Source organism: Frigoribacterium sp. Leaf164, assembly GCF_001423665.1.
Taxonomy (GTDB): Bacteria; Actinomycetota; Actinomycetes; order Actinomycetales; family Microbacteriaceae; genus Frigoribacterium; species Frigoribacterium endophyticum.
On sequence record NZ_LMOX01000003.1, the window covers coordinates 421,442 to 446,888 of the forward strand.

General features: G+C 74.3%; 25 protein-coding genes and 1 tRNA gene. 10 read left to right on the forward strand and 16 right to left on the reverse strand.

What is annotated here, in order from left to right; translation table 11 throughout:
• Positions 1-17: 17 nt before the first annotated feature.
• Together ASF82_RS09975 and ASF82_RS09980 are read right to left on the reverse strand one after the other, a co-directional pair.
• A complete protein-coding gene (locus ASF82_RS09975) occupies positions 18-626 on the reverse strand; it encodes a DUF6264 family protein (protein ID WP_056056656.1) in 609 nt (202 codons plus the stop codon).
• Positions 623-1,696 carry a 4-hydroxy-3-methylbut-2-enyl diphosphate reductase gene (locus ASF82_RS09980; RefSeq protein ID WP_082514545.1) on the reverse strand — a complete coding sequence of 358 codons (1,074 nt, stop codon included), beginning with the start codon at positions 1,694-1,696 and terminating at the stop codon, positions 623-625. Before ASF82_RS09980 ends, ASF82_RS09975 begins: the two co-directional genes overlap by 4 nt.
• Before the next feature lie 101 nt (positions 1,697-1,797).
• On the opposite strand from ASF82_RS09980, the gene xseA reads away from it, so the two are divergent.
• From xseA to ASF82_RS10005, 5 genes are all read left to right on the forward strand, one after another.
• Positions 1,798-3,078, forward strand: a complete 1,281-nt coding sequence (gene xseA, locus ASF82_RS09985) for an exodeoxyribonuclease VII large subunit (protein ID WP_056056658.1) — start codon at positions 1,798-1,800, stop codon at positions 3,076-3,078.
• 1 nt (position 3,079) lies between these two features.
• Positions 3,080-3,340, forward strand: coding sequence for an exodeoxyribonuclease VII small subunit (locus ASF82_RS09990; RefSeq protein WP_056056660.1), 261 nt, complete (start codon positions 3,080-3,082; stop codon positions 3,338-3,340).
• Positions 3,337-4,011 (forward strand): DUF4245 domain-containing protein, encoded by a 675-nt coding sequence (locus ASF82_RS09995; RefSeq protein ID WP_056056663.1) that lies wholly within the window; start codon positions 3,337-3,339, stop codon positions 4,009-4,011. Before ASF82_RS09990 ends, ASF82_RS09995 begins: the two co-directional genes overlap by 4 nt.
• A 68-nt stretch (positions 4,012-4,079) precedes the next feature.
• A complete protein-coding gene (locus ASF82_RS10000) occupies positions 4,080-4,670 on the forward strand; it encodes a carbonic anhydrase (RefSeq protein WP_056058904.1) in 591 nt (196 codons plus the stop codon).
• Positions 4,671-4,735: 65 nt separating this feature from the next.
• Complete coding sequence (locus tag ASF82_RS10005; RefSeq protein WP_082514546.1) at positions 4,736-6,130, forward strand: class II fumarate hydratase; 1,395 nt, start codon at positions 4,736-4,738, stop codon at positions 6,128-6,130.
• Positions 6,131-6,206: 76 nt separating this feature from the next.
• Here the strand turns inward: ASF82_RS10005 and ASF82_RS10010 are convergent, their stop codons facing one another.
• The 4 genes from ASF82_RS10010 to ASF82_RS10025 form a co-directional block, all read right to left on the reverse strand.
• On the reverse strand, positions 6,207-6,839 hold the full coding sequence (locus ASF82_RS10010) for an A24 family peptidase (RefSeq protein ID WP_162240272.1): 633 nt from the start codon (positions 6,837-6,839) through the stop codon (positions 6,207-6,209).
• 300 nt (positions 6,840-7,139) lie between these two features.
• On the reverse strand, positions 7,140-8,540 hold the full coding sequence (locus ASF82_RS10015; RefSeq protein ID WP_235491254.1) for a PhoH family protein: 1,401 nt from the start codon (positions 8,538-8,540) through the stop codon (positions 7,140-7,142).
• Between the two features lie 271 nt (positions 8,541-8,811).
• Complete coding sequence (locus ASF82_RS10020; protein ID WP_056056667.1) at positions 8,812-9,939, reverse strand: aminotransferase class V-fold PLP-dependent enzyme; 1,128 nt, start codon at positions 9,937-9,939, stop codon at positions 8,812-8,814.
• Positions 9,940-10,062: 123 nt separating this feature from the next.
• Positions 10,063-10,851, reverse strand: a complete 789-nt coding sequence (locus tag ASF82_RS10025; protein WP_235491255.1) for an isoprenyl transferase — start codon at positions 10,849-10,851, stop codon at positions 10,063-10,065.
• An 82-nt stretch (positions 10,852-10,933) separates the two neighbouring features.
• On the opposite strand from ASF82_RS10025, the gene ASF82_RS10030 reads away from it, so the two are divergent.
• Positions 10,934-11,674, forward strand: a complete 741-nt coding sequence (locus ASF82_RS10030; protein WP_056056670.1) for a hemolysin III family protein — start codon at positions 10,934-10,936, stop codon at positions 11,672-11,674.
• Here the strand turns inward: ASF82_RS10030 and ASF82_RS15915 are convergent.
• On the reverse strand, positions 11,671-12,009 hold the full coding sequence (locus ASF82_RS15915; protein WP_192046137.1) for a hypothetical protein: 339 nt from the start codon (positions 12,007-12,009) through the stop codon (positions 11,671-11,673). The two genes, ASF82_RS10030 and ASF82_RS15915, sit on opposite strands and share 4 nt — an antisense overlap.
• Positions 12,006-12,899 (reverse strand): mycothiol conjugate amidase Mca, encoded by an 894-nt coding sequence (mca, locus tag ASF82_RS10040; protein WP_200931995.1) that lies wholly within the window; start codon positions 12,897-12,899, stop codon positions 12,006-12,008. Before mca ends, ASF82_RS15915 begins: the two co-directional genes overlap by 4 nt.
• A gap of 69 nt (positions 12,900-12,968) precedes the next feature.
• Here mca and ASF82_RS10045 point away from each other — a divergent pair, with 69 nt between their 5' ends.
• A complete protein-coding gene (locus tag ASF82_RS10045; RefSeq protein ID WP_056056672.1) occupies positions 12,969-13,424 on the forward strand; it encodes a DUF4307 domain-containing protein in 456 nt (151 codons plus the stop codon).
• 163 nt (positions 13,425-13,587) lie between these two features.
• Positions 13,588-14,082: a transcription elongation factor GreA gene (greA, locus tag ASF82_RS10050; RefSeq protein ID WP_056056674.1), complete on the forward strand. Its 495-nt coding sequence runs from the start codon at positions 13,588-13,590 to the stop codon at positions 14,080-14,082.
• A gap of 56 nt (positions 14,083-14,138) precedes the next feature.
• Here the strand turns inward: greA and ilvA are convergent, their stop codons facing one another.
• Together ilvA and ASF82_RS10060 are read right to left on the reverse strand one after the other, a co-directional pair.
• Positions 14,139-15,377, reverse strand: coding sequence for a threonine ammonia-lyase (gene ilvA / locus ASF82_RS10055; RefSeq protein ID WP_056056676.1), 1,239 nt, complete (start codon positions 15,375-15,377; stop codon positions 14,139-14,141).
• Positions 15,370-16,761 (reverse strand): AI-2E family transporter, encoded by a 1,392-nt coding sequence (locus ASF82_RS10060; protein ID WP_082514548.1) that lies wholly within the window; start codon positions 16,759-16,761, stop codon positions 15,370-15,372. Before ASF82_RS10060 ends, ilvA begins: the two co-directional genes overlap by 8 nt.
• 155 nt (positions 16,762-16,916) lie before the next feature.
• Between ASF82_RS10060 and ASF82_RS10065 the strand changes: the two genes are divergently transcribed.
• Complete coding sequence (locus ASF82_RS10065; protein ID WP_056056678.1) at positions 16,917-18,137, forward strand: winged helix-turn-helix domain-containing protein; 1,221 nt, start codon at positions 16,917-16,919, stop codon at positions 18,135-18,137.
• A 3-nt stretch (positions 18,138-18,140) separates the two neighbouring features.
• Here ASF82_RS10065 and ASF82_RS10070 read toward each other — a convergent pair whose 3' ends face one another.
• Entirely contained in the window at positions 18,141-18,722 is a 582-nt protein-coding gene (locus ASF82_RS10070; RefSeq protein ID WP_056056679.1) for a LemA family protein, read from the reverse strand.
• A gap of 238 nt (positions 18,723-18,960) precedes the next feature.
• On the opposite strand from ASF82_RS10070, the gene ASF82_RS10075 reads away from it, so the two are divergent.
• Positions 18,961-21,246 carry a hypothetical protein gene (locus tag ASF82_RS10075; RefSeq protein ID WP_056056681.1) on the forward strand — a complete coding sequence of 762 codons (2,286 nt, stop codon included), beginning with the start codon at positions 18,961-18,963 and terminating at the stop codon, positions 21,244-21,246.
• Between the two features lie 48 nt (positions 21,247-21,294).
• On the opposite strand, the gene ASF82_RS10080 is transcribed toward ASF82_RS10075, so the two are convergent.
• The 5 genes from ASF82_RS10080 to ASF82_RS10100 form a co-directional block, all read right to left on the reverse strand.
• Positions 21,295-21,369 (reverse strand) — tRNA-Leu (locus tag ASF82_RS10080).
• A 119-nt stretch (positions 21,370-21,488) separates the two neighbouring features.
• Positions 21,489-23,012 carry an NAD(P)/FAD-dependent oxidoreductase gene (locus ASF82_RS10085; RefSeq protein ID WP_082514549.1) on the reverse strand — a complete coding sequence of 508 codons (1,524 nt, stop codon included), beginning with the start codon at positions 23,010-23,012 and terminating at the stop codon, positions 21,489-21,491.
• A gap of 39 nt (positions 23,013-23,051) precedes the next feature.
• Positions 23,052-24,305 (reverse strand): S8 family serine peptidase, encoded by a 1,254-nt coding sequence (locus ASF82_RS10090; RefSeq protein WP_235491256.1) that lies wholly within the window; start codon positions 24,303-24,305, stop codon positions 23,052-23,054.
• A 5-nt stretch (positions 24,306-24,310) separates the two neighbouring features.
• Complete coding sequence (locus ASF82_RS10095; RefSeq protein ID WP_056056684.1) at positions 24,311-24,862, reverse strand: DUF501 domain-containing protein; 552 nt, start codon at positions 24,860-24,862, stop codon at positions 24,311-24,313.
• Positions 24,859-25,398 (reverse strand): septum formation initiator family protein, encoded by a 540-nt coding sequence (locus ASF82_RS10100; RefSeq protein WP_056056685.1) that lies wholly within the window; start codon positions 25,396-25,398, stop codon positions 24,859-24,861. Before ASF82_RS10100 ends, ASF82_RS10095 begins: the two co-directional genes overlap by 4 nt.
• Between the last annotated feature and the right edge of the window lie 49 nt (positions 25,399-25,447).

A 25,447-nucleotide genomic window follows, 5' to 3' on the forward strand; every position in this document is an offset into this window, starting at 1 on the left:
CGACCGGGGCGGCGAGATCAGGGGCGGTTGCCGGCGTCCATGACGGACTGCACGAAGGCGGCGTCGCCGAGCACCACCGAGAAGACGGCCACGAGCTGCACGGCGGTCACGAGCACGCCCGCGGCGAGAGGCACGAAGAACGAGAGACGGCCGGCGCGCAGTCGGCGCAGCGACCACCAGAGCATCACGACGAAGACGACCAGCGAGGTCACCGCGATCACGGCGCCCGCCGTCTGCAGGCCCGCCTGCGACGTGAACGTGTCGACGTCGTAGCCGCTGCGCCGGAGCAGGTCGAGCAGGGTCGCCGAGAAGTTCGGCACCAGCACGACGTTGCCCACCACGTTGTAGACGGCGAGGCCGATCAGCGCGAGGGTCGCGATGCGGTCCACCCGGCGCCCCGTACTCAGGGCAGCAGGAGTCGCGGGGCCCGCCGTCGAGGCGGTCTGCGTCACCGGGGCTGCGCCCGGCCTGGCGTCCACGGCCCGCGACTCAGCGGCCTTCGCCGCCAGCTCTGCCTCCCGCGCCGCGGCCGCGTCGGCCACGGGGCTGACCCAGCCCTCGGGCGCGTACTCGCCGTACCGCGGGCGGGGACGGGCGTCGCGGGGAGCCGACGACTCGTCGGTCATCGGGTCCGTCCGCCGAGGGCCCGGCTGTCGACGGCGCCGGTGGAGTCGGTGCGGAGCTCCTTGGGCAGCGAGAACATGAGGTCTTCGTGGGCCGTGACGACCTCGGAGACGTCGAGGTAGCCCGCGTCGGCCAGGTCGTCGAGGACCTCCTTGACGAGCACCTCGGGCACCGAGGCGCCGGAGGTGACGCCGACGGTCTCGACGCCGTCGAGCCACTCCTGCTCGATCTCGCTCGAGTAGTCGACGCGGTACGCGGCCTTGGCCCCGTGCTCGAGGGCGACCTCGACGAGGCGCACGCTGTTCGAGCTGTTGGCCGAGCCCACGACGATGACGAGGTCGGCCTCGACCGAGACCTTCTTGATGGCGACCTGACGGTTCTGCGTGGCGTAGCAGATGTCGTCGCTCGGGGGGTTCTGGATGGAGGGGAAGCGCTCGCGAAGGCGACGCACGGTCTCCATGGTCTCGTCGACGCTGAGGGTCGTCTGCGACAGCCAGACGAGGTTCTCGGGGTCGTCGACGACGAGGTCGTCGACCTCGTCGGGGTTCTGCACGAGGGTGGTCCGGTCGGCGGCGTGGCCCATCGTGCCCTCGACCTCCTCGTGGCCGGCGTGGCCGATGAGGATGATGTGGCGGCCCTGCGACCCGAAGCGGACCGCCTCGCGGTGCACCTTCGTGACGAGGGGGCACGTGGCGTCGATGGCCTGCAGGCCGCGGTCGGCCGCGCCCTGCACCACCGCCGGCGAGACGCCGTGGGCGCTGAAGACGACGTGCGACCCCTCGGGGACCTCTTCGACCTCGTCGACGAAGATCGCGCCCTGGCTCTCGAGCGTCGAGACGACGTGGACGTTGTGGACGATCTGCTTGCGGACGTAGACCGGCGAGCCGTAGTGCTCGAGGGCCTTCTCGACGGCGATCACGGCGCGGTCGACGCCGGCGCAGTAGCCGCGGGGAGCGGCGAGCAGCACGCGCTTGCGTCCGGCGACGGGGGTGTCCCGTAGCCTGTTGCGCACGGCGGGCACGCGGGGGGTCGGGAGGTCGACGGCGAGCGCGCCGTTCGTGATGTGGGCCACCAGGAGAGTGTAAGGCGCTCGACTGCCGACCCACTGGGAGCGGGGCACGCCCCGCGCCGCCGACCGAGCACCGACCACCACCCACGACCACCGGGAGCAGCATGACCATCGTCACCCCGCCGCCGACCGCCGAGGCCCCCTGGCCCGTGGGGCTGCTCGCCGCCAAGGTGCGCGACTGGATCGACCGCCTCGGCACGGCGTGGGTCGAGGGCGAGATCACGCAGTGGAACGTCTCGGGGGGCAACGTCTACGGCAAGCTCAAGGACCTCGAGCAGGACGCCACGATCTCGTTCTCGATCTGGTCGAGCGTGAAGTCTCGGGTGCCGGCCGACCTCAAGCAGGGCGACCGCGTCATCGCCGCGGTGAAGCCGAACTACTGGGTCAAGGGCGGCTCGCTCACCATGCAGGTGTTCGACATGCGCCACGTCGGGCTCGGCGACCTGCTCGAACGGCTCGAGCGGCTGCGCCGCCAGCTCACGGCCGAGGGGCTCTTCGGCGCCGACCGCAAGCGCCCGCTGCCCTTCCTGCCGCAGTGCATCGGCCTGGTGACCGGTCGCGACAGCGACGCCGAGAAGGACGTCCTGCGCAACGCGCAGCTGCGCTGGCCGTCGGTCGCCTTCCGGGTCGTGCACGCCGCGGTGCAGGGCGACCGGATGGTGGGCGAGGTGACCGCGGCCGTGCAGCAGCTCGACGCCGACCCCGAGGTCGACGTGATCATCGTCGCGCGGGGCGGCGGCGACTTCCAGAACCTGCTCGGCTTCAGCGACGAGGGCCTGGTGCGCGCCGTGGCGGCGTGCACGACGCCGGTGGTCAGCGCCATCGGGCACGAGGCCGACCGGCCGCTGCTCGACGACGTGGCCGACCTCCGTGCCTCGACGCCGACCGACGCCGCGAAGCGCGTCGTGCCCGACGTGTCGGAGGAGCTCCAGCGCGTGCAGCAGGCCCGCACCCGCATCGGCCAGCGGCTCACCTCCCTGGTCTCGACCGAGATCGACCGGCTCGAGCAGCTCCGCAGCCGCCCGGTGCTCGCGTCGCCCCAGACCCTCGTCGACGTCCGCGCCGACGAGGTCGTGCGGGCCGTGGCCCGCGGCGAGGAGCTGCTCGCCCGGGCCGTCGAGCGCGCCCACACGCGCGTGTCCGAGCTGACCGCGCAGCTGCGGGCCCTCTCGCCCCAGGGCACCCTGAGGCGCGGCTACTCGATCGTGCAGCTGCCGGGCGGCGGCGTGCTGCGCGAGCCCGACGACGCACCGGCCGGGGTCGAGCTCGTCGTCACCCTCGAGGGAGGCGCGGTGGGGGCCGTCAGCACCGGCGCCTCCTCCCCAGGCCCGTCGCCCTCCCCCGCCGGCGCGGGCCAGGGCCCCGCCGTCAGCTCTGCTCGGTAGCATGGTGCCCGTGACCACGACCCCCTCCGACTCCCCCGCGGCCAGCGCCGACTCCGCTCCCGACGTCTCGTCGCTGAGCTACGAGCAGGCCCGCGACGAGCTCGTCCGCGTCGTCGCCGAGCTGGAGCAGGGCGGGTCGACGCTCGAGCGGTCGCTGGCCCTGTGGGAGAGGGGCGAGGCCCTGGCCCGCCGCTGCGAGGAGTGGCTGATGGGCGCCCGCGAGCGCCTCGAGGCCGCTCGCCGCCAGGTGACCGCCGAATGAGCGGCGAGGGCAGGGGCCGACGCCCGAAGGAGCCCCGCGTCGTCGCCGAGCTCGGCCGCCCCGAGACGCCCGACGAGACGGCCCGGCGCAAGGCGGAGAACACCCGCAAGCACTACGCCAACCAGACGGCGAAGAACCTCACGCTCTCGATCCTCGCGTCGCTCGGCATCGTGCTGTTCCTCGTGCTCGTGGTCGTCCGCCCCGGCGGCACCGTCAACCGCCAGGTGATCGACTACCGCAGCGTCGCCGAGCAGTCGGAGGCCAGCGTCGACGTGCCGCTCGCCTCCCCCGCCCTGCCCGACGGCTGGTCGTCGAACCGTGCCGAGATCGACACGGGCACGGCCGACGGCGTCTCGACCTGGTACGTCGGCCTGATCACCCCGGCCGACCAGTTCATCGCCCTCGAGCAGGGCATCGACGCCAACGACACCTGGGTCAGCGCCGCCGTGCAGACGGCCGTGCCGAACGGCACCACGACGATCGGCGGGCTCGACTGGCTGGTCTACGACCAGCGCGACGCCGACGACCCCGGCAACTACGCCTACAGCCTGACGACCACCGTCGACCGCAGCTCGTACGTGCTGCACGGCACGGCCGACGACACCGAGTTCGAGACCCTGGCGACCGCCCTCGCCGAGCAGATCGCCGACGAGACGAGCACCCGATCGTGACCTCCCCCGAGACCGCCGCCACGCCCTCCGCCCCCGAGCACCTGACCCCCGGCCAGGCCTGGCAGCGCATGGCCGACGGCAACGACCGCTTCGTCGCGAACAGCCCCGAGCACCCCCACCAGGACAGCGACCGGCGGTCGCTGCTGGCCGGCGGCCAGGAGCCCGTCGCCGCCCTCTTCGGCTGCGCCGACTCGCGCCTCGCGGCCGAGATCATCTTCGACGTCGGCCTCGGCGACCTCTTCGTCGTGCGGAACGCCGGCCAGGTCGTCGGCGACACCGTGATCGCCTCCCTCGAGTACGCGGTCTCGGTGCTCAACGTGCCGCTCATCGTCGTGCTGGGGCACGACAGCTGCGGCGCGGTCGCGACGGCCATCGAGTCGATGACCTCCACCGCGCCTCCCGGGTCGCGGTTCCTCGGCGACCTCGTCGACATGATCGTGCCCTCGGTGCGCCGCGCCACGATCGACCTCGAGCCCGGGGCCGTGCTCGACCCCCGCTCGGTCGGCAAGCTGCACATCGAGGCCTCCGTCGAGACGCTGGTCGGCCGCTCGGCCCTGGTCGCGACGGCGATCGCCGAGGGGCGGCTGGCCGTCGTCGGGGCGAACTACGACCTCGCGAACGGCCGCGTCGACCGCTCGGTCGTCATCGGCCGCCTCTGAGACCACCCCCGGCGAGCCGGGGTCGAGAGCGCCCCACGAGGGCCACAGGAAGGGACCACGACGTCGTGACCACATCCGAGTACCGCATCGAGCACGACACGATGGGAGAGGTGCGGGTGCCCGCATCGGCGCTGTACCGCGCCCAGACCCAGCGTGCCGTCGAGAACTTCCCGATCTCGGGGGCCGGCCTCGAGCCGGCGCAGATCGTGGCGCTGGCGCGCATCAAGCGCGCGGCCGCGATCGTGAACGGCGAGATGGGCATCGTCGCCCCGGCCGTCGCCGACGCGATCGTCGCGGCCGCGGACACCGTGATCGGCGGCGAGCACCACGACCAGTTCCCGGTCGACGTCTACCAGACGGGCAGCGGCACCTCGTCGAACATGAACATGAACGAGGTCCTGGCGACGCTGGCCGGCAGCGTCGACGGCACCCCGGTGCACCCGAACGACCACGTCAACGCCTCGCAGTCGTCGAACGACGTCTTCCCGACGTCGGTGCACGTCGCCGTCACGGGCGCTCTGCTCGAGCAGCTCGTGCCCTCGCTCGAGCACCTCGCCGAGTCGCTCGAGCGCAAGGCCGTCGAGTGGGCAGACGTCGTCAAGGCGGGCCGCACCCACCTGATGGACGCGACGCCGGTCACCCTCGGCCAGGAGTTCGGCGGCTACGCCCGCCAGATCCGGCTCGGGGTCGAGCGCGTGCGTGCCACCCTGCCCCGCGTCGCCGAGGTGCCGCTCGGCGGCACCGCGACCGGCACGGGCATCAACACGCCCGTCGGCTTCCCCCAGCGGGTCATCGCCGCCCTCGCGGCCGACAGCGGGCTGCCCGTCACCGAGGCCCTCGACCACTTCGAGGCCCAGGGTGCGCGCGACGCGCTCGTCGAGGCCTCGGGCGCCCTCCGCGTCGTCGCGGTGAGCCTGACCAAGATCAACAACGACATCCGCTGGATGGGCTCGGGGCCGAACGCCGGGCTCGGCGAGCTGCACGTCCCCGACCTGCAGCCGGGCTCGTCGATCATGCCGGGCAAGGTCAACCCGGTCATCCCCGAGGCCGTGCTCATGGTCTCGGCGCGCGTGATAGGCAACGACGCGACGATCGCCTGGGCCGGCGCCTCGGGGGCCTTCGAGCTCAACGTCGCCATCCCTGTGATGGGGACGGCGCTCCTCGAGTCCATCCGCCTGCTCTCGAACGGCGTGCGCGCCCTCGCCGACAAGACCGTCGACGGGCTCGAGGCCAACGTCGAGCACGCCCGCGCCCTGGCGGAGTCGTCGCCCGCGATCGTCACGCCCCTCAACCGCGTGATCGGCTACGAGGCCGCTGCCAAGGTCGCGAAGCACGCCGTGGCGCAGAAGCTCACCGTGCGCGAGGCCGTCGTCGACCTCGGCTTCGTCGAGCGCGGCGAGGTGACGGAGGAGCAGCTCGACTCCGCCCTCGACGTGCTGAGCATGACGCACCCGGGCTAGCTCGCCCCGCGGCCGCGACGGGCCCGGCCCGGGCGCCGTCGGCACCCCGGGCGGCGCTCCGAGGTGATCGGGGCCGTCACACGGTGGAGGCGCCGGTCGCCTCCACCGTGACGGTCGCCCACCACGCGGCGAGCAGCACGGGCCCGAGCGGGACGCCCCGCGCGAGGCTCGTGCCGCCCGTCGCACTGGCGGGCCGGGCCTCGCCCGGACCCCGGTCCCTGCGCGCGCGCCGGGCCGCGACGGCGACCGCGCAGGCTGCCGCGACGCTTCCCGTCGCGAGCACCGCTCCCCCCGCCAGCTCGGCCGTGGTGCCCGTGAGGGCCGTCGACGTCGCCAGGGCGGCGCCGAGCTTGACGTCGCCCATGCCGAGGCCTCCCCACCACGAGACCGCTCCCCCGGCGACGAGCACGGCGACGCCCACCGCCAGCCCCTGCAGCACCGACGGCCAGGAGCTCGCGCCCGTCGCGGCGTGGAGCGCCAGGCCCCCGAGCGTGGCCGCGGCGAGCGGGGCCACGAGCCGGTCGGGCAGCCGACGGGAGACCAGGTCGGTGACCACGAGCCCGGGCGTGACCAGCAGCGCGACGGCGACGACGACCGCGAGGGCCGGGGGCGGCGAGGACGTCAGCACCACGGCCGCCAGGAGCGCGGCCGGCACGGCGGCGGCCACGACCACGCTCCAGCGCCGGCGCACCGCACGAGGCCCGGCCACCGGTGGAGGGGCGAGAGCGGCGGGAGGGGGGTCCGGAGGCGTCGTCATGCGCCGAGGGTGCCGTGCGGCGGACTCCGTCGGGCGCGCCGGGGTCGCCGATCGGGGACCGCGGCCCCCGTGACCGGGCTGGGGAGGACCGGGCGACCCGCGCCTCCCCCGTGCCCTCCGGCCCCGGCGGCCCGGCGGCGGCGGCGGCGACGCGGCGGGTCGTCGTCGGCCCCGGCGGGCGGGCGCCCACCCGCCGGGGAGGACACCGACCCGCCGCACCCCGCAGGAGGCGGTGCGGCGGCCCGGCTCAGCTCAGCTCAGCTCGTTCGACTCCAGCAGCTCGGTGACGAGCGCCGCGATGGCGCTCCGCTCCGACCGCGTCAGCGTGACGTGCCCGAACAGCGGGTGCCCCTTGAGCGTCTCGATCACCGAGGCGACGCCGTCGTGGCGGCCGACCCGCAGGTTGTCGCGCTGCGCGACGTCGTGGGTCAGCACGACCCGCGAGTTCTGCCCGATGCGGCTCAGCACGGTGAGCAGCACGTTGCGCTCGAGAGACTGGGCCTCGTCGACGATCACGAACGCGTCGTGCAGCGAACGCCCGCGGATGTGCGTCAGCGGCAGCACCTCGAGCAGGCCGCGCTCGACGATCTCGTCGAGGACGTTCTGCGAGACCAGCGCGCCGAGGGTGTCGAAGACGGCCTGGCCCCAGGGGTTCATCTTCTCGCCGGCGTCGCCGGGCAGGAAGCCGAGGTCCTGCCCGCCGACCGCGTACAGCGGCCGGAACACCATGATCTTCTTGTGCTGCTGCTTCTCGAGCACCGCCTCCAGCCCGGCGCAGAGCGCGAGCGCCGACTTGCCGGTGCCCGCGCTCCCGCCGAGCGAGACGATGCCCACTTCGGGGTCGAGCAGCAGGTCGATGGCGAGCCGCTGCTCCGCCGAGCGGCCGTGCAGGCCGAACACGTCGCGGTCACCGCGCACCAGCCGCGCCTCGCCCCGGGCCGTCACGCGGCCGAGGGCCGAGCCGCGGTCGGAGTGCACGACGACGCCGGTGTTGACCGGCACGTCGCCGAGCGCGCGCGAGCTGAGCCGCTCCGTCTCCCAGAAGGTCGCCATCTGCTCGCTCGAGACGTCGAGCGCCATCTGGCCGGTGTACCCGCTGTCGACGACCTGCTCGGCGCGGTACTCCTCCGCGGCGAGGCCGATCGACGCCGCCTTGACGCGCAGGGGCAGGTCCTTCGAGACGACGGTGACGGCGAGGCCGTCGGCGGCGAGGTTGCTGGCCACGGCGAGGATGCGCGAGTCGTTGTCGCCGAGCTGGAGCCCGGAGGGCAGCACCGACATGTTCGAGTGGTTCAGCTCGACCCGGAACGACCCGCCGTCGCCGACCGCGACGGGGAAGTCGAGGCGGTCGTGCTGCACGCGCAGGTCGTCGAGCAGCCGCAGCGCCTGCCGCGCGAAGTAGCCGAGCTCGGGGTCGTGCCGCTTGCCCTCGAGCTCGCTGACCACCACGACCGGCAGGACGACGTCGTGCTCGGCGAAGCGGAAGACCGCCTGCGGGTCGGAGAGGAGGACGGAGGTGTCGAGCACGTACGTGCGCTGGGCGACCGACGTGCCGCGCGCCTCCCCGGCGCGGCTCTCGGCAGCTCTTCCGCGCCCGCGGTCGGTGCTCTGATCGGTCCGGGTCTCGGTGCGGGGCTCGTTCAGCGAGGTCACGACGACTCCATCTCCGGGTGCCTGGGCACCCGTTCCCTTGCGGCGGAGACGGCCGGAGTGCGACGCGAGGACGAACTTTCGTGGCCGCCTCGACCGGGCGACTTGCCCGGTGATGCGAACCTACGTCGAGCCCGGCGGCCGTGTCGACGGCGACGCGCCGCGTCGTGTGACGATCAGGTGAACGACCCTCACGCTGTGGTCGAGACCTGGACGACGGCTGCGAGGGCGGGCCCCGAGGAGTCGCGGTGCCGGTCGCCCGCGCCGGTCGCCGCTAGTAGGTGACGGCGCTCCCGAACGACGTCAGCGCCGCCCGCAGCATGTCGAACGACTCGTCGTCGTTCGACACGTGGGTGCTGAGCCGCACCGTCGTGTCCCGCACCGTCGCGGTGACGCCGTGGTTGATGAACGCGGCGGTGAGGGTCGTCAGCTGCGCCGGCTCGGGCTGGAGCACGACGATGCCGGCCCGCTCGGCCTCGTCGCGCGACGACATGACGGGCACCGCGGCCTCGTCGGCGAGGTCGATCAGCCGGGAGGCGCGCTCGGCGACCGCCGCCGCGATGGCCGGCACCCCGACCGCCGTGACGGCCTCGGCGGCTGTGGCGAGCCGGGCCTGCGCGATGGGGTCGGGGTTCGCGACCTGGAACGCGGCCGCGCCGGCCCGGACGGGCACCGGCTGGTCGTACCGGCCGCCGAGCGCGAGCTCGGAGCCCGCCACGCCCGTGAAGACCGGGGTGAGCTCCGTCGCGGCGCGCTCGCTGAGCGCGAGGAACCCCGTGCCCCAGCCGGCGCGGAGCCACTTCTGGCCGCCGGCCATGACGACGTCGGCGAGCGACCACGGCAGGTCGGCGACGCCGAGGCCCTGGATGGCGTCGACGATCAGCAGGCGGTCGCCGATGACCTGGCGGATGCCCTCGAGGTCGGCGAGGTACCCCGTGCGGTAGTCGACGGCGCTCACGGCGACGGCCGTGGTCGACGACGTGAGGTGCTCCTGCACGAGGGCGGGCGTCACGGCGCCGTAGATCGGGTCCATCCAGACCGGGTCGAGCACCCGCAGGGCCGAAGAGGCGCGGGTCACCGCGAGCGGCAGGCTCGGGTACTCGCGGGCCGAGAGGACGATCTGCCCGGTGAGGCCGAACATCGTGTGCAGCAGGCCCTCGCTGGTGTTGGGCTGGAAGACGACCTGGTCGGCGGGGAACCCGACGAGCGCCGAGACCGCCCGGCGCACGCGGCCGGCCTGCTCGTCGAGGGCGATCTCGGAGCCGTGCCGCGAGCGGGCCTGCAGGTCGACGAGGCCGCGCTGCTCCTCCGCGACCGGGGTCGAGATGGGGCCGTACTTGGCGAAGTCGAAGTAGCCGGGCTCGTCGGCGAAGCCGGCGGCGAACTCGTCGATGGTGGTCACGGTCGGCTCCTCGGGTGGGGGTCAGCCTCCTACGGTAGTGCGCGACGCGCTGGCGCGTCGCCCTCGGGCCCCCGTGCTGTCCGGGAGGAGGCGCGGGTCAGCGCCGGGAGGACAGCCCGGTCGTCAGCTCCCGTACCGCCGGTGCCGGAGCGCGAAGTCGCGCACCGCCCGGAGGAAGTCGACCTCGCGGAGGTCGGGGTAGAAGGCCTCGACGAAGTAGAACTCGCTGTGGGCGCTCTGCCAGAGCATGAAGTCGCTGAGCCGCTGCTCGCCCGAGGTGCGGATGACGAGGTCGGGGTCGGGCTGCCCGCCCGTGTAGAGGTGCTGCGCGATGAGCTCGGGCGTGAGCACCTCGGCGAGCGCGTCGAGGGTGCCGCCCGCGGCGTCGTGCTCGCGGACGATGCTGCGCATGGCGTCGGCGATCTCGCGACGCCCGCCGTACCCGACGGCGAGGTTGACGTGCAGCCCGCCGCGGTCGGCGGTGCTCGTCTGGGCCCGCGAGAGCGACTCGCGGAGCGACGGCGGCAGGTCGTCGGTCGACCCCACGTGCTGCACCCGCCAGTCGCGCTGCCGCGACAGCTCGTCGGCGACGTCGCCGATGATGCCGAACAGCTCGGTGAGCTCGTCGGAGGCGCGGTTGCCGAGGTTGTCCGCCGACAGGAGGTAGAGGGTCACCACCCGGATGCCCAGGTCGTCGCACCAGGTGAGGAACTCGCTGATCTTGGCGGCGCCCGCCCGGTGGCCGTGAGCGGCCGTCTCGAGCATGCGGAGCTTGGCCCACCGCCGGTTGCCGTCGACGATCATGGCGACGTGGTGCGGCAGCTCCGCGCCCTCGAGCTCGCGGCGGAGCCGACGCTGGTAGAGGCCGTAGAGCACGCCGCCGGCCAGGGGGGTGCGCCGACGGTTCTTCACGTGCCTACGTTAACGCACGCTCGGCGGGAGATTCCCAGCGCCTCGCCCCCCGCCTCCCCGGCCCCTCGCCTACGCTCGGGGCATGAGCACGACCCCCGCGCGCGACGGCGTGGCCGAGGACGGCGGCGCCGACCTCCCGAACCTGCCCCTCCTCGACGACGCCCTCGACTACGCGTCCATCGAACGCAAGCCGACCTGGCGCGGCTGGATCCACGCCGCGACCTTCCCGGTGGCGATCGCCACGGGCGTGGTGCTCGTCGTGCTCGCCGACGGCACCGCCGCGACGTGGGCCTCGGCCGTCTTCATGACGACCTCGCTGCTGCTCTTCGGCATCTCGGCGACGTACCACCGGTTCCCGTGGAGCCCCGGCGCCAAGATGTTCCTCAAGCGGCTCGACCACTCGAACATCTTCCTGCTCATCGCCGGCACCTACACGCCCATCGCGGCCATCGCGCTGCCGCCCGGCAAGTCGCAGCTGCTGCTCGTGCTCGTGTGGACGGCGGCGGCCTTCGGCATCGCCTTCCGGGTCTTCTTCATCCACGCGCCGCGCTGGCTGTACGTGCCGCTCTACGTGCTGATGGGCGTCGGCGCGCTGGGGTTCCTGCCCGACCTCGTCGCGGCCAGCGTGCCGATGACGGTGCTCGTGCTGGTCGGCGGGCTGCTCTACATCGTCGGCGCGACGTTCTACGGCCTGAAGCGCCCGAACCCGGCACCGGGCCACTTCGGCTTCCACGAGCTGTTCCACGCCTGCACGGTGGCGGCGTACCTCTGCCACTGGAGCGGGATCCTCGTGCTGGCGCTGAACGCGCCGTCGTTCGGCTAGGCCCGAGGCCCGCCCTCGCGGTACGGCTCGTCGTCGCCCTGGCCGGGCCGCGCCTCCTCGTCCAGGCCCGCCGCGGCCTGGCTCGCCTCGGCCCGCTCGGCCTCGATGCGCTCGCGGACCTCGCCGCGGTAGCGCGTGCGGCGCACCCGACGCGTCATGTCGACGATGATCAGCACGGTGGCGATCGCCACGAACGCGATCGCGACGAAGCCCCAGACGCCGGGCGTGACGGCCTCGTCGGGCACGGTCGAGGCCGGCAGCGTCGGCGACGGGGTGGAGGGCTGTGCGAGGAGGCGCACGGTCGCCCCGAGGGCGAGGTCGCCGAGGGCGGTCACGAGCGCTCCGTCCCGACGAGGCCGGTGTCGGGGTCGACGACGCCGGCGAAGAGGTCGGTCTCGGGGAGGGTCGACTCGACGGTCGACTCGACCAGCTGGAAGTCCTCCGTCGGCCAGGCCCGCACCTGGAGGTCGTTCGGCCAGAAGAAGAACGCGCTGTCGAGCGGCACCTGGCTCGCGTGGGCACGGAGGGCGGCGTCGCGCACGGGGAAGAAGTCGGAGACCGGCACCTTCGTGGTCGCCAGGTCGGGGCGGTCGCTGAAGCGCTCGAGCATCTCGCCGAGGCGCTCGATCAGCGGCGACTCCGGATCGCTCTCGCGGAGGTGGCTGATCATCGCCTCGATGCGGCCCGTGCTGAACATCCGGTCGTAGTAGACCTTCTCGATCGACCACGGCTCGCCCGTCGCCGGGTAGCGCGCGGGGTCGGCGGCGGCGCGGAAGGCCTCCATCGAGATCTCGTGGGTGCGGATGTGGTCGGGGTGCGGGTAGCCGCCGTTCTCGTCGTAGGTGATGAGCACCTGCGGGCGGAAGCGACGGATGACGGCGACGAGGGGCTCGGCGCTCGTCTCGAGCGGGATCGTCGCGAACGAGTTCACGGCGACCGGCTCGCCCTCGGCCGGCAGCCCGGAGTCGGCGTAGCCGAGCCAGACGTGGTCGACGCCCATCGCCTCCTGGGCGGCGCGCATCTCGTGGACGCGCAGGCCGGCGATGTCGCGCTCGGCGTGGTGCCGGGCCTCCAGCTGCTCGTTGAGGATGGAGCCCTGCTCACCACCGGTGCAGCTGACGACGAGGACCTCGACGCCGAGGCTGCGGTAGTGGGCGTACGTCGCCGAGCCCTTGCTGGACTCGTCGTCGGGATGGGCGTGGACGGCCAAGAGGCGCAGGGTCACGGGTTCCTCGCAATTCGTGCAGGGCAGACGTTGCTACCCTGTGACCAGGATAATCGGACGGAGTCCCGAGTGGCGTCCACGCCCCCCGCAGCATCTCCGGCGCCCTCGACGCCGGCCCCCGACACGGCTCGCTCGTCGCACCTCGACGACCGCTACGGCCGGTCTCCGGGCACGCGCCGCCGGCGCACGGTGGTCGCCGTCTCGGTCGCGGTCGCCTTCGTCGTGGTCTTCGCCGCCTGGGTCGTCTTCGCCGCCTTCGACGGCGACGGGTCGAAGCTCGAGAGCACCGACGTCGGCTACACGGTGCTCGACGATCGCTCGGTCGACGTGCAGTACACCGTCAGCGTGCAGCCGGGCACCGAGGTGAGCTGCGCCGTCCAGGCGCAGAACCAGAAGTTCGCGATCGTCGGCTGGAAGGTCGTCCACCTGCCCGCCGCGGCGCAGCACTCGACCACGTACACCACCTCGCTGGCCACCAGCGAGCGGGCGGTGACGGGGTTGATCTACGAGTGCTGGCTTCCGTAGACTGCATCGGATCACCGGAGACCGGCCACTCGGCCGGTCTCCTTCTTTCGAGGGGCGTGCCTCGTCCGCCCCGCGGCTCCCCGCACGCGCGACGTGAGCACCCGTGACCGGACCACCCGCGCGGGCGACCGCGCGGCCGGGCCGCCACACGAACGGAGACACCATGAACGACGCCAACGACGCCACGACCTGGCTGACGCCCGACGCGCGCGACCGCCTCCAGGCCGAGCTCGCCACCCTGAGCGGCGAGGGCCGCAAGGAGATCACCGCCCGCATCGAGGCGGCGCGTGAAGAGGGCGACCTGAAGGAGAACGGCGGCTACCACGCCGCGAAGGACGAGCAGGGCAAGATGGAGGCGCGCATCCGGGTGCTCACCAACCTGCTGAAGAACGCCACGGTCGGCGAGTCCACCGCCGCCGCCGGCATCGTCGGCCCCGGCACCGTCGTCACCGCGACGATCGCCGGCGACCCCAGCACGTTCCTGCTCGGCAACCGCGAGATCATCGCCGCCGACAGCGACCTCTCGGTCTACAGCGAGACCAGCCCGCTGGGCCAGGCCATCAACGGCCTGAAGGTGGGCGACTCGACGAGCTACACGGCCCCCAACGGCAAGGAGATCGCGGTCTCCGTCACCGCGGTCGAGACCTACACGCCGTAGCCCCCCGGCGCTGACGACGACGGCCCCCGCTCCTCGGAGCGGGGGCCGTCGTCGTCCTAGAAGTCGACGCGGGGCTCGTAGCCGGCGTCGCGGAGGCGCTGCAGCACGTGCTGGACGTGCTCGGGGCCGCGTGTCTCGACGCTGAGCTCGAGCTCCACCTCGCTGATCTGCAGCCCGCGGCCGTGCCGGGTGTGCAGCACCTCGACGACGTTCGCGTTCGCGTCCGAGAGGATCTCCGACACCCGGGTCAGCTGCCCGGGCCGGTCGGGCAGGCCGACCCGCAGCTTGAGGTACCGCTCGGCGGCCGCGAGGCCTCGCCCGATCACGCGCTCCATCATCAGGGGGTCGATGTTGCCCCCGCTGAGGACGATGACGGTCGTGCCGAGGTCGCGCACCTGCTCGGTGAGCACCGCGGCCACGCCGACGGCGCCCGCCGCCTCGACGACGAGCTTCGCGCGCTCGAGCATGACGAGCATCGCGCGGGCGGTGTCGTCGTCGCTGACCGTGACGACCTCGTCGACGGTCTCGCGGACGATCTCGAAGTTCAGCACGCCCGGCTTCGCGACCGCGATGCCGTCGGCGATCGTCGGCAGGGCCTCGATGTCGGTGCGGACGCCGCGCTTCATCGACACCGCGTAGGGGGCCGCGTTGACCGCCTGCACCCCGATGATGCGGACGTCGCGGCCCGTGCGGGCGGCGTTCTGCTTCAGGGCGCTCGCGACGCCCGAGATGAGCCCGCCGCCGCCGATCGGCACGATGACCGTGTCGACGTCGGGCACCTGGTCGAGGATCTCGAGGCCGACGGTGCCCTGCCCGGCGACGACGTCGGGGTGGTCGAAGGGCGGGATGAAGACGGCGCCGGTGGTGGCCGCGAACTCCTTGGCGGCCATCAGCGACTGCTCGACGGCGTGGCCGCTGAGCACCACGTCGGCGCCGTAGTCGCGGGTGGCCTGCAGCTTGGGCAGGGCGACCCCGACCGGCATGAAGATGGTGGCGGCGATGCCGAGCTCCCGCGCCGCGAAGGCCACGCCCTGGGCGTGGTTGCCGGCCGAGGCGGCCACGACCCCCCGCGCCTTCTCGTCGTCGGAGAGCTGTGTGAGGCGGTTGTAGGCGCCCCGGATCTTGTACGAGCCCGTGCGCTGCAGGTTCTCGCACTTGAGGTACACCGGCGAGCCCAGCACGTCGGCCAGGAACCGCGAGCTCTCCATCGGCGTGACGCGGGCGACCGTCGAGACGCGGACCCGCGCCTCCTCGATCTCGGCCAGGGTGGGCCCGGCGATGGTGAGGTCAGGCATCAGCGGCCTTTCGGGACGGAACGGAGCGAGCGGAGGCGGCGGCCGGGTCGGCCGCGGAGGGGGAGGTGGCCGAGGGGGACGTGGCCGAGGGGCCGACCACGGGGCCGCCCCTCGTGTTCGGGGCGGAGGCGCCGGCCGACGGGCCCGGGGGCACGCGACCCGGCGGAGCGGGCACCGACCGGGGCCCGTCGCGCCAGCTGCCGCCCGCGACGTACGACACCATGACGTTCAGCACCGCGACGACGGGCACCGCGAAGAGCGCACCGGGGATGCCCGCGAGGAGGGCGCCCGCCGCGACCGCGAAGACCACGGCCAGCGGGTGCACCTTGACGGCGCCGCCCATGACGAACGGCTGCAGCACGTGGCCCTCGATCTGCTGCACGAGGATCACGACCGCGAGCATCGCCAGCGCCACCACCCAGCCGTTGTAGACCAGCGCGATGACGACGGCGACGGTGCCGGTGGCGACCGCGCCGACCACGGGGACGAACGAGCCGAGGAAGACCGCGATGGCGATCGGCGCGACGAGCGGCAGGCCCAGGAAGAACGCGCCCAGGCCGATGCCCACGGCGTCGACCGCGGCGACGAGGATCTGCACCTTGACGAAGTTGGTCAGCGTCGTCCAGCCGGCGCGGCCGGCGCCGTCGACGGCCGTGCGGGCGCGTCGCGGGAAGAGACGGACGAACCAGCGCCAGATGTCGCCGCCGCCGGCCAGCACGAAGATCGTCGAGAAGAGCACGAGCACGAGCCCGGCGCCGACGTGGCCGGCCGTCGTGCCGACGGAGAGGGCGCCGCGCAGGAGCGGCTGGCTGTCCTGCTGCAGGGCGGTCACGGCGTCGGTCACGTAGCCGTTCAGCTGCGCCTCGGTGAGGTGAAGGGGCGAGTCGAGGAGCACGCCCTTCAGCTCGACGTACGAGGCCACCGATCGGTCGCGCAGCTGGGGCCAGCCGTCGATGATCTGCAGCACGACGAGGTAGAGCAGCCCGGCCACGACGACGACGAAGCCGACGAGGCTGACGACGACGGCGAGCCACTTCGGCCAGCCGTGCCGCTGCAGCCACGACGAGAGGGGCACGAGCAGCGCCGCGATGAGCAGGGCCACCATGAACGGCACGACGATGATGCGCAGCTGGATGACCAGCCAGACGAAGACGGCGATGACGCCGACGATCGCGAGGACGCGCCACGACCACGCGCCGGCGACGACGACGCCGCGGGGCAGCGCACCGTCGAGGTCGCCCTCCGTGCGGCGCTCGGGAGCGACCTCCGGGCCCGTGACGGGGGCCGACGGGAGCGCCGCGGCGCCGGGCACGGGCTCGGCGGGCACGGGCGTCGCGACGTGGCTGCCCGGGGGGCGTCGGAGGAGCCGTCGGAGGCGGTTCATGCGCTCAGTGTAGGTGTCGCGGCCGACCGTGACGCCCGCACCACATGCCCCTCCCGGCATGCTGGCCCCGTCTCGGGCCCGGCTGCGTCGGCGCCCGGACACGAGGAGGCGCGGGTCGGGTCGGCCGTGTCGGCGGCCGTCGGTAGGGTCGCCCCGTGACCCGCGACGCCCTCTCCCCCGCCCAGGCCCGCCGCACGGCCCTCGCCGCGCAGGGCCTCGGCCGGCCCGTCGCCGAGGCGGCGGGCCTCCGGGTCGTCGGCGCCCGGCAGCTCCACGGCGTCGTCGACCGCCTCGGCCTGCTGCAGATCGACTCGGTGAACGTCTTCGAGCGCAGCCACCACCTCCCTGTCTTCGCGCGCCTCGGCCACTACGACCGCGACCGGCTCGACGAGCTGCTGTTCGCCCCGCGCGGGCGGTACGTCGAGTACTGGGCGCACGAGGCCGCGCTGCTGCCCGTCGAGACCTGGCCGCTGATGCGCTGGCGCATGGACGACCACCGGGCCCGGGCGGAGGGCGACCCGGGGTCGTGGCTGTCGGCCAACGCCCGGACGGCCGCCTGGCTGCTCGACGAGCTGCGCGGCGAGGGGCCGCTGCCCGCGAGCCTCGTCGAGCACGACGCGAACCGGCGCACGGGGCCGTGGTGGGGCTGGAGCGACGTCAAGCGCGGGCTCGAGGCGCTCTTCCGCGTGGGGGCGCTGGTCAGCGCCGGGCGACGACGGTTCGAGCGGGTGTACGCGCTGCCCGAGCAGGTGCTGCCCGCCGATCTCCTCGCCGTCGAGGTGGGGCGGGAGGAGGCCCACCGTGAGCTGCTCGCCCACGCGGCCCGCGCCTCCGGCGTGGCGACCACCGCCGACCTCGCCGACCACTGGCGCATGAAGACGGCCGACGTCGTGCCCGCCCTGCACGACCTGGCCGACCAGGGCGTCGTGACGCCGGTGACCGTGCCGGGCTGGCCGCGGGGCGGCTGGCTGCACCGCGAGGCGACCTTCCCGCGGGGGATCACCGCCGACGCCCTGCTCTCGCCGTTCGACCCCGTGGTCTGGACCCGGCCCCGGGCGGAGCGCCTGTTCGGGTTCCGCTACCGGATCGAGATCTACACCCCGCAGGAGAAGAGGGTGCACGGCTACTACGTGCTGCCGGTGCTGCAGGGCGACCAGCTCGTCGCCCGCGTCGACCTGAAGAGCGACCGGCAGGCCCGCGTGCTGCGGGTCCAGGCCTCGTGGCGGGAGCGCGACCTGCCCGTCGACGTCGACCGGCTCGCGGCGCTGCTGAGCCGGGCGGCCCGCTGGCAGGGGCTCGAGCGGGTAGAGGTGGTCGACCGGGGAGACCTCGCGGCGGCGCTGCGGGGCGCCGTCGGGGCGGGCGACGTCAGCTAGGGGTCAGAACTGGACGCGCGGAGGCTCGGCGATGGTCGAGGGCTGCTCGACCTCGAAGAAGTCGCGCTGCGAGACGCCCAGGCGCGGGGCGAAGAGCCGCGCCGGGAAGCCGGCGGCCTTCGCGTTCAGCTCGCGGACGCCGCCGTTGTAGGAGCGACGGGCGGCCTGGAGGCCGTCCTCGGTCTCGACGAGCTCGGACTGCAGCTGCAGGAACGACTGGCTCGCCTGCAGCTGCGGGAACGACTCGGAGACCGTGAAGGCCCCGCGGAGCGCGGTCTGCAGGTGCCCCTCGGCGGTCGACGCGGCCGCCGGGGTGCTCGCCTCGAGGGTCTCGACCCGAGCCCGCTCGACGGTCTCGAGCGCCTTGGTCTCGTGCGATGCGTAGCCCCTGACCTGCTCGACGATCGTCGGCACCAGCTCGGCCCGGCGGCGCATCTGGACGACGATGCCGTCCCACGCCTCGTCGACTCGGGTGCGGAGCGCCACGAGCGAGTGGTACGACGCCCAGGCCCAGATGCCCGCGAGGAGCAGGAGGAGGACGACGACGCCGACGGCGACGAGGATGCCGGTGAGGCCGGGTTGCATGACGGGTGACTCCTCCAGGTGCGTGGCGACCCGCGGCCGAGCGGGGGGCTCGGAGACGTCGTCGGGTCGGGGCTCGGTCCGGAGAACACTATAAATGCGCCCGACGGGGCCTCCACGTCGACTGGGCGTTCTCGGAGCGAACTCACGACATGCGTCGTCGACCGGCGAGGAGGAGCACACGGTCCTCCTCCGCGCAGCGGATTGACTTGTCCCCCGCGGCCGTGCTGAATGGGTCTCAGTGATCGACCTCCTGCCCTCCGCCGCCCCGCGACGCCCGGCCCCGACCGGCCGCCCCGCGGGCCTCCGGCACGCCCCGGCGCAGGGCAGGGCCCGGGCGTCCGTCACCGTGGTCCTCGCGACCGCCCTGGGCCTCGCGCTGCTGCTCGCCGGGCCGTCCGCACCCGGCTGGGCGGCGGCGAGCCCGACCCCGTCGCCGGCGCCGCCCTCCCTCGGCGCCCCGCCCACGACTCCCCCGCCCACCGCCGAGCCCGTCGCGCCGACGATCGGCCCGGTGGGCGACAGCGCGACGGGCACGGTGCTCGTCAGCGGCACCGCGATCCCCGGCGCGCGCGTCAAGGTCTCGGTCAGCGGCTCGGGCACGTTCCGCACCCTCTGCGACGCGGTGACGGCCGACGCCGACGGGGCCTGGTCGTGCTCCGGGCCGGTGCCCACCGGCGCGGGCTGGACGGCGACGGCCCGTGACCTCGACCAGCCGAGCACGCCCGACGTCGACTCGGGCCCGTTCTCGGTGCTGACCCCGCCGACCGTCCGCGGCGGCCTCCTCGTGGGCGGCAAGCTCTCCGGCACGGCCGCGCCCGGCGCCACGGTGACCGTCACGGCCGGCGGCGGCGCCCGCGCCACGGCGACCGCCGGCGGCGACGGGTCGTGGACGACGACGCTGCCCGCCTCCTCCTTCCCCTCCGGCTCGTACACGGTGACCGCGAGGCAGTCGTCGCCCTCCGTGCCCGACGTGCCCAGCTCCGCCGCCTCGAGCGCCGTCTCGGTGCGGGTCGACCGCGACGCGCCCGCCGCTCCGCGCCTCACCTCGCCGACGGCCGGGCAGCGGATCGCCGCGCAGCCCGTGACGGTCACCGGGAGCGGCGAGGCCGGAGCCCTCGCGACCGTCTACGTCGACAGCTCGCCCGTCTGCCAGGTCGTCGTCGGCGACGGCCCGTGGTCGTGCAGCACCGCCGGCTCCGACCTCCCCCTCGGCTCGCACGTCGTCCAGGCCGCCCTCGTCGACCCGGCGGGCAACTACGGGCCCCCCTCGGCCGGCGTCACGGTGACCGTGGTCGACCCCGCCTCCGCCGTCGCACCTCCCGTCGTGGGCCCGACGCCGCGACCCGGTGCCACGCCCGCCCCCACCGCCTCCCCGTCGCCCGCAGGCCCGTCGACGTCGGCCGCGCCGGTCGCCCCCGGGTCGCCCGGCGGCGACGGCGGATCCCCGACCGACGACGCCGCAGGAGGCGCGGGGGGCGCCCCCGGCACCGGTGACGGCCCCCGGGGCACCTGGGCCACCGCAACCTCGTTCGGGGAGCACCTGCCGACGCTCGGCCAGACCCTCGGCGGCCCGGCCTGGGCGCTCGCCGGCGGTCTGGCGCTGCTGTTCCTCCTGCTCGTGGCGGCGCCGGCCCGCCTCGCGGCCGCGTCGCTGCGCGGGCGACAGCGACAGCGACGGCGCCGCGCCTCGCTGACCGGCCGCAACCGCGGCGTCGAGCTGCCCACGTCGTTCAGCGCGGCGACCGTCAGCCCGTGGCTGCCGGTCGCCCTGGCACTGGTCGCGGGCGCCGCCGTCACGGCCGTCGCCGCCGGGGTCGACGACGAGCTGCAGTACGCCCGCCTGGCGCTGGCAATCGTGATCGGGCTCGTCGTGATCAACGGGCTGGGCGTGGCGCTGCCCGCCCTGCTCGTCGCGCGGGCCCGGGGGCTGGCCCTCCGCGTGCGGATGTCACCGCGCCTCCTGCTGGCGGCCGTCGTGGCGTGCGCGGCCACGCGGGCCCTCTCGCTCGACCCGCCGCTCGTGCTGGGGGTGCTGCTCACGGGCGCCCTCCTCGCCGTGCCGTCGTCGTCCGGGCGACACCGCGGCGCGGAGGCCGCGCGCGAGCCCGACTCCCGTGACGTCGGCGTCGCGGCGGCCGCGCAGCTCGGGGCCCTCGTCGTGCTCGGCGGGGCGGCGTGGGTGCTCCACGGCGTCGTGCCCGGGGCCGCGGCCGGGGCCGGCGCGGGCGCTGAGCTCGCCCGCGAGACGCTGGCGACCGTGTGCCTGGCCGGGCTCGGCTCGCTCGTCGTCTCGCTCGTGCCGCTCGGCGGCCTGCCGGGGCGACGAGTCTGGGCCTGGTCGCGCGGCGCCTACGTCGGGCTCGTCGTGGTCGGCGTGAGCGTCGCCGCGGTGGTCTTCGTCGGGGCGCCGACGGCGGCGTTCCCGGTCGTGCCGCTCGTGGCGGCCAGCGCGGTCGCGGCGCTCGGGGCGGTCGCGGCCTGGCTCTGGCTGCGCGTGGTCGAGCCCGCGGGCCGCGAGGCCTGAGCCGCGCCCGTCGCCCGCGTCGGCCGCGTCGCCCTGACGGCGTGACCGTGCCCCCGCAGGGATTCGAACCCTGACTTGGACGATTTTAAGTCGCCTGCCTCTGACCAGTTGGGCTACGAGGGCCTCCCCCGAGCCTACGAGACGGCGGCGGCGGCCGTCGCACGGACACGACGACGCCCGCCGTGCTGACGAGCAGCAGGGCGGGCGTCGTGGTCGGCCGCTCGAGGCGGCCGGTGCCGTGACTACTCGGCGGCGGGCACCGCGTCGGTGCCGGCGACGTCGGTCGACGCTCCGGTGCCGCGGGCCGAGCCGCCGGCCGTGGCCCCGACCTTCTCGCCCTCGGCGGGCGCGCTGCCGTCGGCGTCGACCGGGTTCGCGTAGGCGGGGCCGGGCTCGCCGGCGGCCTTGCCGATCTCGGGCGCGGGCGCCGCTGCGGGCTCGTCGGCGGCCGGCTTCGGGCGCGACGCGTACGCCTCGAACGCGGCACGGGGGCGCTCACGGTCGTCGAGGGAGACGATGTCGCGGCCGAGCCAGAAGTTGTTCCACCAGCCGGTGACGACGCGGAACTTGCGCTCGAAGGAGGGCATCGCCATGCCGTGGTAGCCGCGGTGCGCGGCCCAGGCCGGGAAGCCCTTCAGCACGAACTTGCCGCTCTGGAAGACGCCGGTGCCGAGGCCCAGGCCCGCGACGGCGCCGAGGTTCTCGTGCACGTAGTCGACGGGCTCCTCGCCGCGGAGCACGGCGGTGATGTTCTTGGCGAGCTGCTTGCCCATGCGGACGGCGTGCTGGGCGTTCGGCACGCAGAAGCCGCCGACGCCCTTGCCCGTGAGGTCGGGCGTCGCCGCGACGTCGCCGCAGGCCCAGGCGCCGGGCACGACGGTCTCGCCGTCGACGACGCGGAGGTCGGCCTGCACCGTGATGCGGCCGCGCTGCTCGAGGGGGAAGTCGGTGGAGCGCACCATCGGGTTGGCCATGACCCCGGCCGTCCAGACGATGAGGTCCGACTCGAACGACTCGCCGGTCGACAGCTCGATCTTGCCGCCGACGGCCGACTGCAGCTGCGTGTCGAGGTGCACCGTGGCGGCGCGCTCGGCGAGGTTCTTCAGCACCCAGTGGCTCGTCTCGAGCGACACCTCGGGCATGATGCGGCCCATCGCCTCGACGAGGTGGAAGTGCGTGTCGTCGATGGTGAGGGTCGGGTACTTCTTCAGCAGGTCGCTGGCGAAGCTGCGCAGCTCGGCGAAGATCTCGATGCCGGCGAAGCCGCCGCCGACGACCGTGACCGTCAGCAGGCGGTCGCGCAGCGGGCCGGCGGGCAGGTCGGCGGCCTTGGCGAAGTTGGTGAGGAGCTTGTCGCGGATCGCCGCGGCCTCCTCGATGGTCTTGAGGCCGATGGCCTCGTCGGCGACGCCCGGGATGGGGAAGGTGCGCGACACGGCGCCGGCCGTCATGACGATCTGGTCGTACTGCATCGTCCACGCGTCGCCGACGGACGGGGTGATGGTCGCCGTCTTGGTGGCGTGGTCGACCGCGGTCACCTTGGCCGTGACGACCCTCGTCTTCTTCAGGTGGCGGCGGAGCGAGACCACCGCGTGACGGGGCTCGATCGAGCCGGCCGCGACCTCGGGCAGGAAGGGCTGGTACGTCATGTAGGGCAGCGGGTCGACGACCGTCACCGACGCCTCCCCCTGACGGAGGTGCTTCTCGAGCTTCCAGGCGGTGTAGAAGCCGGCGTAGCCGCCGCCGACGATCAGGATTTCAGGCACGGTGAAGGCTCTCCTCGTTGTGGGGTGTCGGAGGAGACTTTACTCCTGCCGACGGCCCCGCCCGTACTGCCGGGCGGCGCCGACCCCGACGAGCACCAGGGCCCCGCCGAAGACCGCGAAGACGATCAGCGGGACGCCCGTCGACCGCATCGTCTCGACCGTGGGCAGCAGGGCCGACAGCCGTTCGCCGTCGGGGGTCTCGGGGGTGGGCACCGGCGCCGGCTCGACGGGCACGGCCGACGAGCTGCCGTCGGGCACGACCTCGTCGGCGCGGCGGTGCACGCGGATCCACTCCGAGAGGTCGCCCATCGGGTTCGCCTCCACGTGCGGCACGTCGCGGGTGACGGCCGCCGCCGCGTCGACGAGCCCGTAGCCGTAGAGGGGGTCGGGCTGGCTCGCGCCGCGCGGCTCGGCCGTCGCGACCACGCGGTTGATGACGTCGTCGGCGTCGAGCTCGGGGTGGGCAGCCCGCACGAGGGCGACGATCCCCGCGACGAGGGGCGTGGCCCCGCTCGAGCCGTTCCAGCTGTAGTGGACGTCGTCGGGGCCGACCCCGACGAGCTTCTCGCTCGGCGCCGCGACCCCGATGGTGATGCCCTGGCTCGACGCGTCGAAGCTCGCCGTGCCCGAGCGGTCGACGCCCGCGACGGTCAGCACGCCGGGCATGGTCGCCGGCGCGCCCACCTCGGTCGTGCCGCTGCCGCGGTTGCCGGCGGCGGCCACCACGACCACGTCGTGCTCCATCGCGTAGAGGAACGCGTCGTCCCAGCTGGTCGGCCAGTCGAGCGTGTTGCGGGTGAGCGACATGTTGATGACGTCGGCGCCGTGGTCGACCGACCAGCGGACCGCGTCGGCGATCTGGGTGTCGGAGTCGACGGCGCCGGTGCCGAAGCCGACCGAGACCGACAGCAGGCTCGCCTCGGGCGCGACGCCGACGACGCCGTCGCCGCTGCCGGTGCCTCGGCCCGCGAGCATGGAGCCGACGAGGGTGCCGTGCGCCGGGTCGTCCGTCCCGACCGGGGTCTGACCGTCGGGGCTGCCCTGGCCGCTGACGTCCGTGCCCCCGACGACGGCGCCCTGGAGCTCGCGCACCGACCCGTCGACGCCGGTGTCGATGACCGCCACCGTGACTCCTGCGCCCCGGGTGGTCTGCCAGGCCTCTTCGATGCCGTAGTCGGCGAGCCAGTACTGCTGGTCGCGGATCGCGTCGGCACGCGCCGAGGCCGCGGGCAGCACGACGAGGGCGGCCACGGCGACGACCGCCGCGACGCTGACGCCCCCTCGCCGCCCCACGGCGGTCAGGCTGCGCCGTCGGAGGCGGTGGTCGCCGGGGCGGACTCGTCGAGCCAGTCGGGGCAGCGGCAGACGTCGGGGCTCCACGACGCACGCTCGAGCGCGAGGTCGCCGATCGGGTTGACCCCGGGGCCCGCCGCGAGGGCGTGGCCGACGAGGGCGTGCAGGCACTTGACGCGCTCGGGCATGCCCCCCGCCGTGACGTGCGCGATCTCGGCGACGTGCTCGATGCCCTCGCGGTCGGCGAGGTAGGCGTCGTGGGCGGCGTGGTACTGCTCGCGCACCTGCTCGTCGCCGGCCAGCAGCTCGGTCATCTCGGTCATCACGCCGGTGGCCTCGAGGGTCGAGACCGCCGCCGTCGCCCCCGGGTGGCACAGGTAGTAGAGCGTCGGGAAGGGCGTGCCGTCGCCGAGGCGCGGCTTCGTCGCGACGACGGTGGGCGCCCCGCAGACGCAGCGCGCGGGGATGCCCACGACGTCGCGGGCGGGGCGGCCCAGCTGCGCCGTGACGATGCGCACGTCGTCGTCGGTGACCGGGTCGAAGGGAGGGGTCGTCACGGGGTGCCGCCTGTCGAGGTGGAGGACGGCACGGTCGCGCCGCCGAGGTCGGGCGCGACCAGCTCGGTCGCGGGGGCGTCGCTGAGGCCGGCGTCGAGCACGGACGACGTCATGGCCGCCACCCAGTCGACCTGGGGGGTCTGCAGCGAGTCGCTGATCGGGGCGGGCTGCGAGGGCTCGGCGCCGGCCGACTCGCCCATGACGAGGTAGCTGTACTCGCCCGGGTAGACGTAGAGCAGGCGGTCGCGGGCCTGGGCCTCGATGTAGGCCGGGTCGCTCCAGCGCGCGACGTCGCCCTGCAGGTCGTCGACGTCGGCCTGCTGGTCGCGGACCTCCTGCTCGAGGGCGGCGATCTGCTGCTGCTGCTGGATGAGCGTGCGGAGCGACGGCGCGAGGATGACGACGAAGAGCACGAGGATGACGAGCATCACGAGGCTGAAGCCCGACGAGCGGATGTTGCGGAGCCAGGCGCCCGCGGCCGAGTCGGCGGCCGGGAGGCTCACCGGCACGCGGCGGTTCGGGGTCTCACGAGGCATGTGTCGAGGGTAGACGACGCACCCGGGCGCCGGGTCACGGAACGCCGAG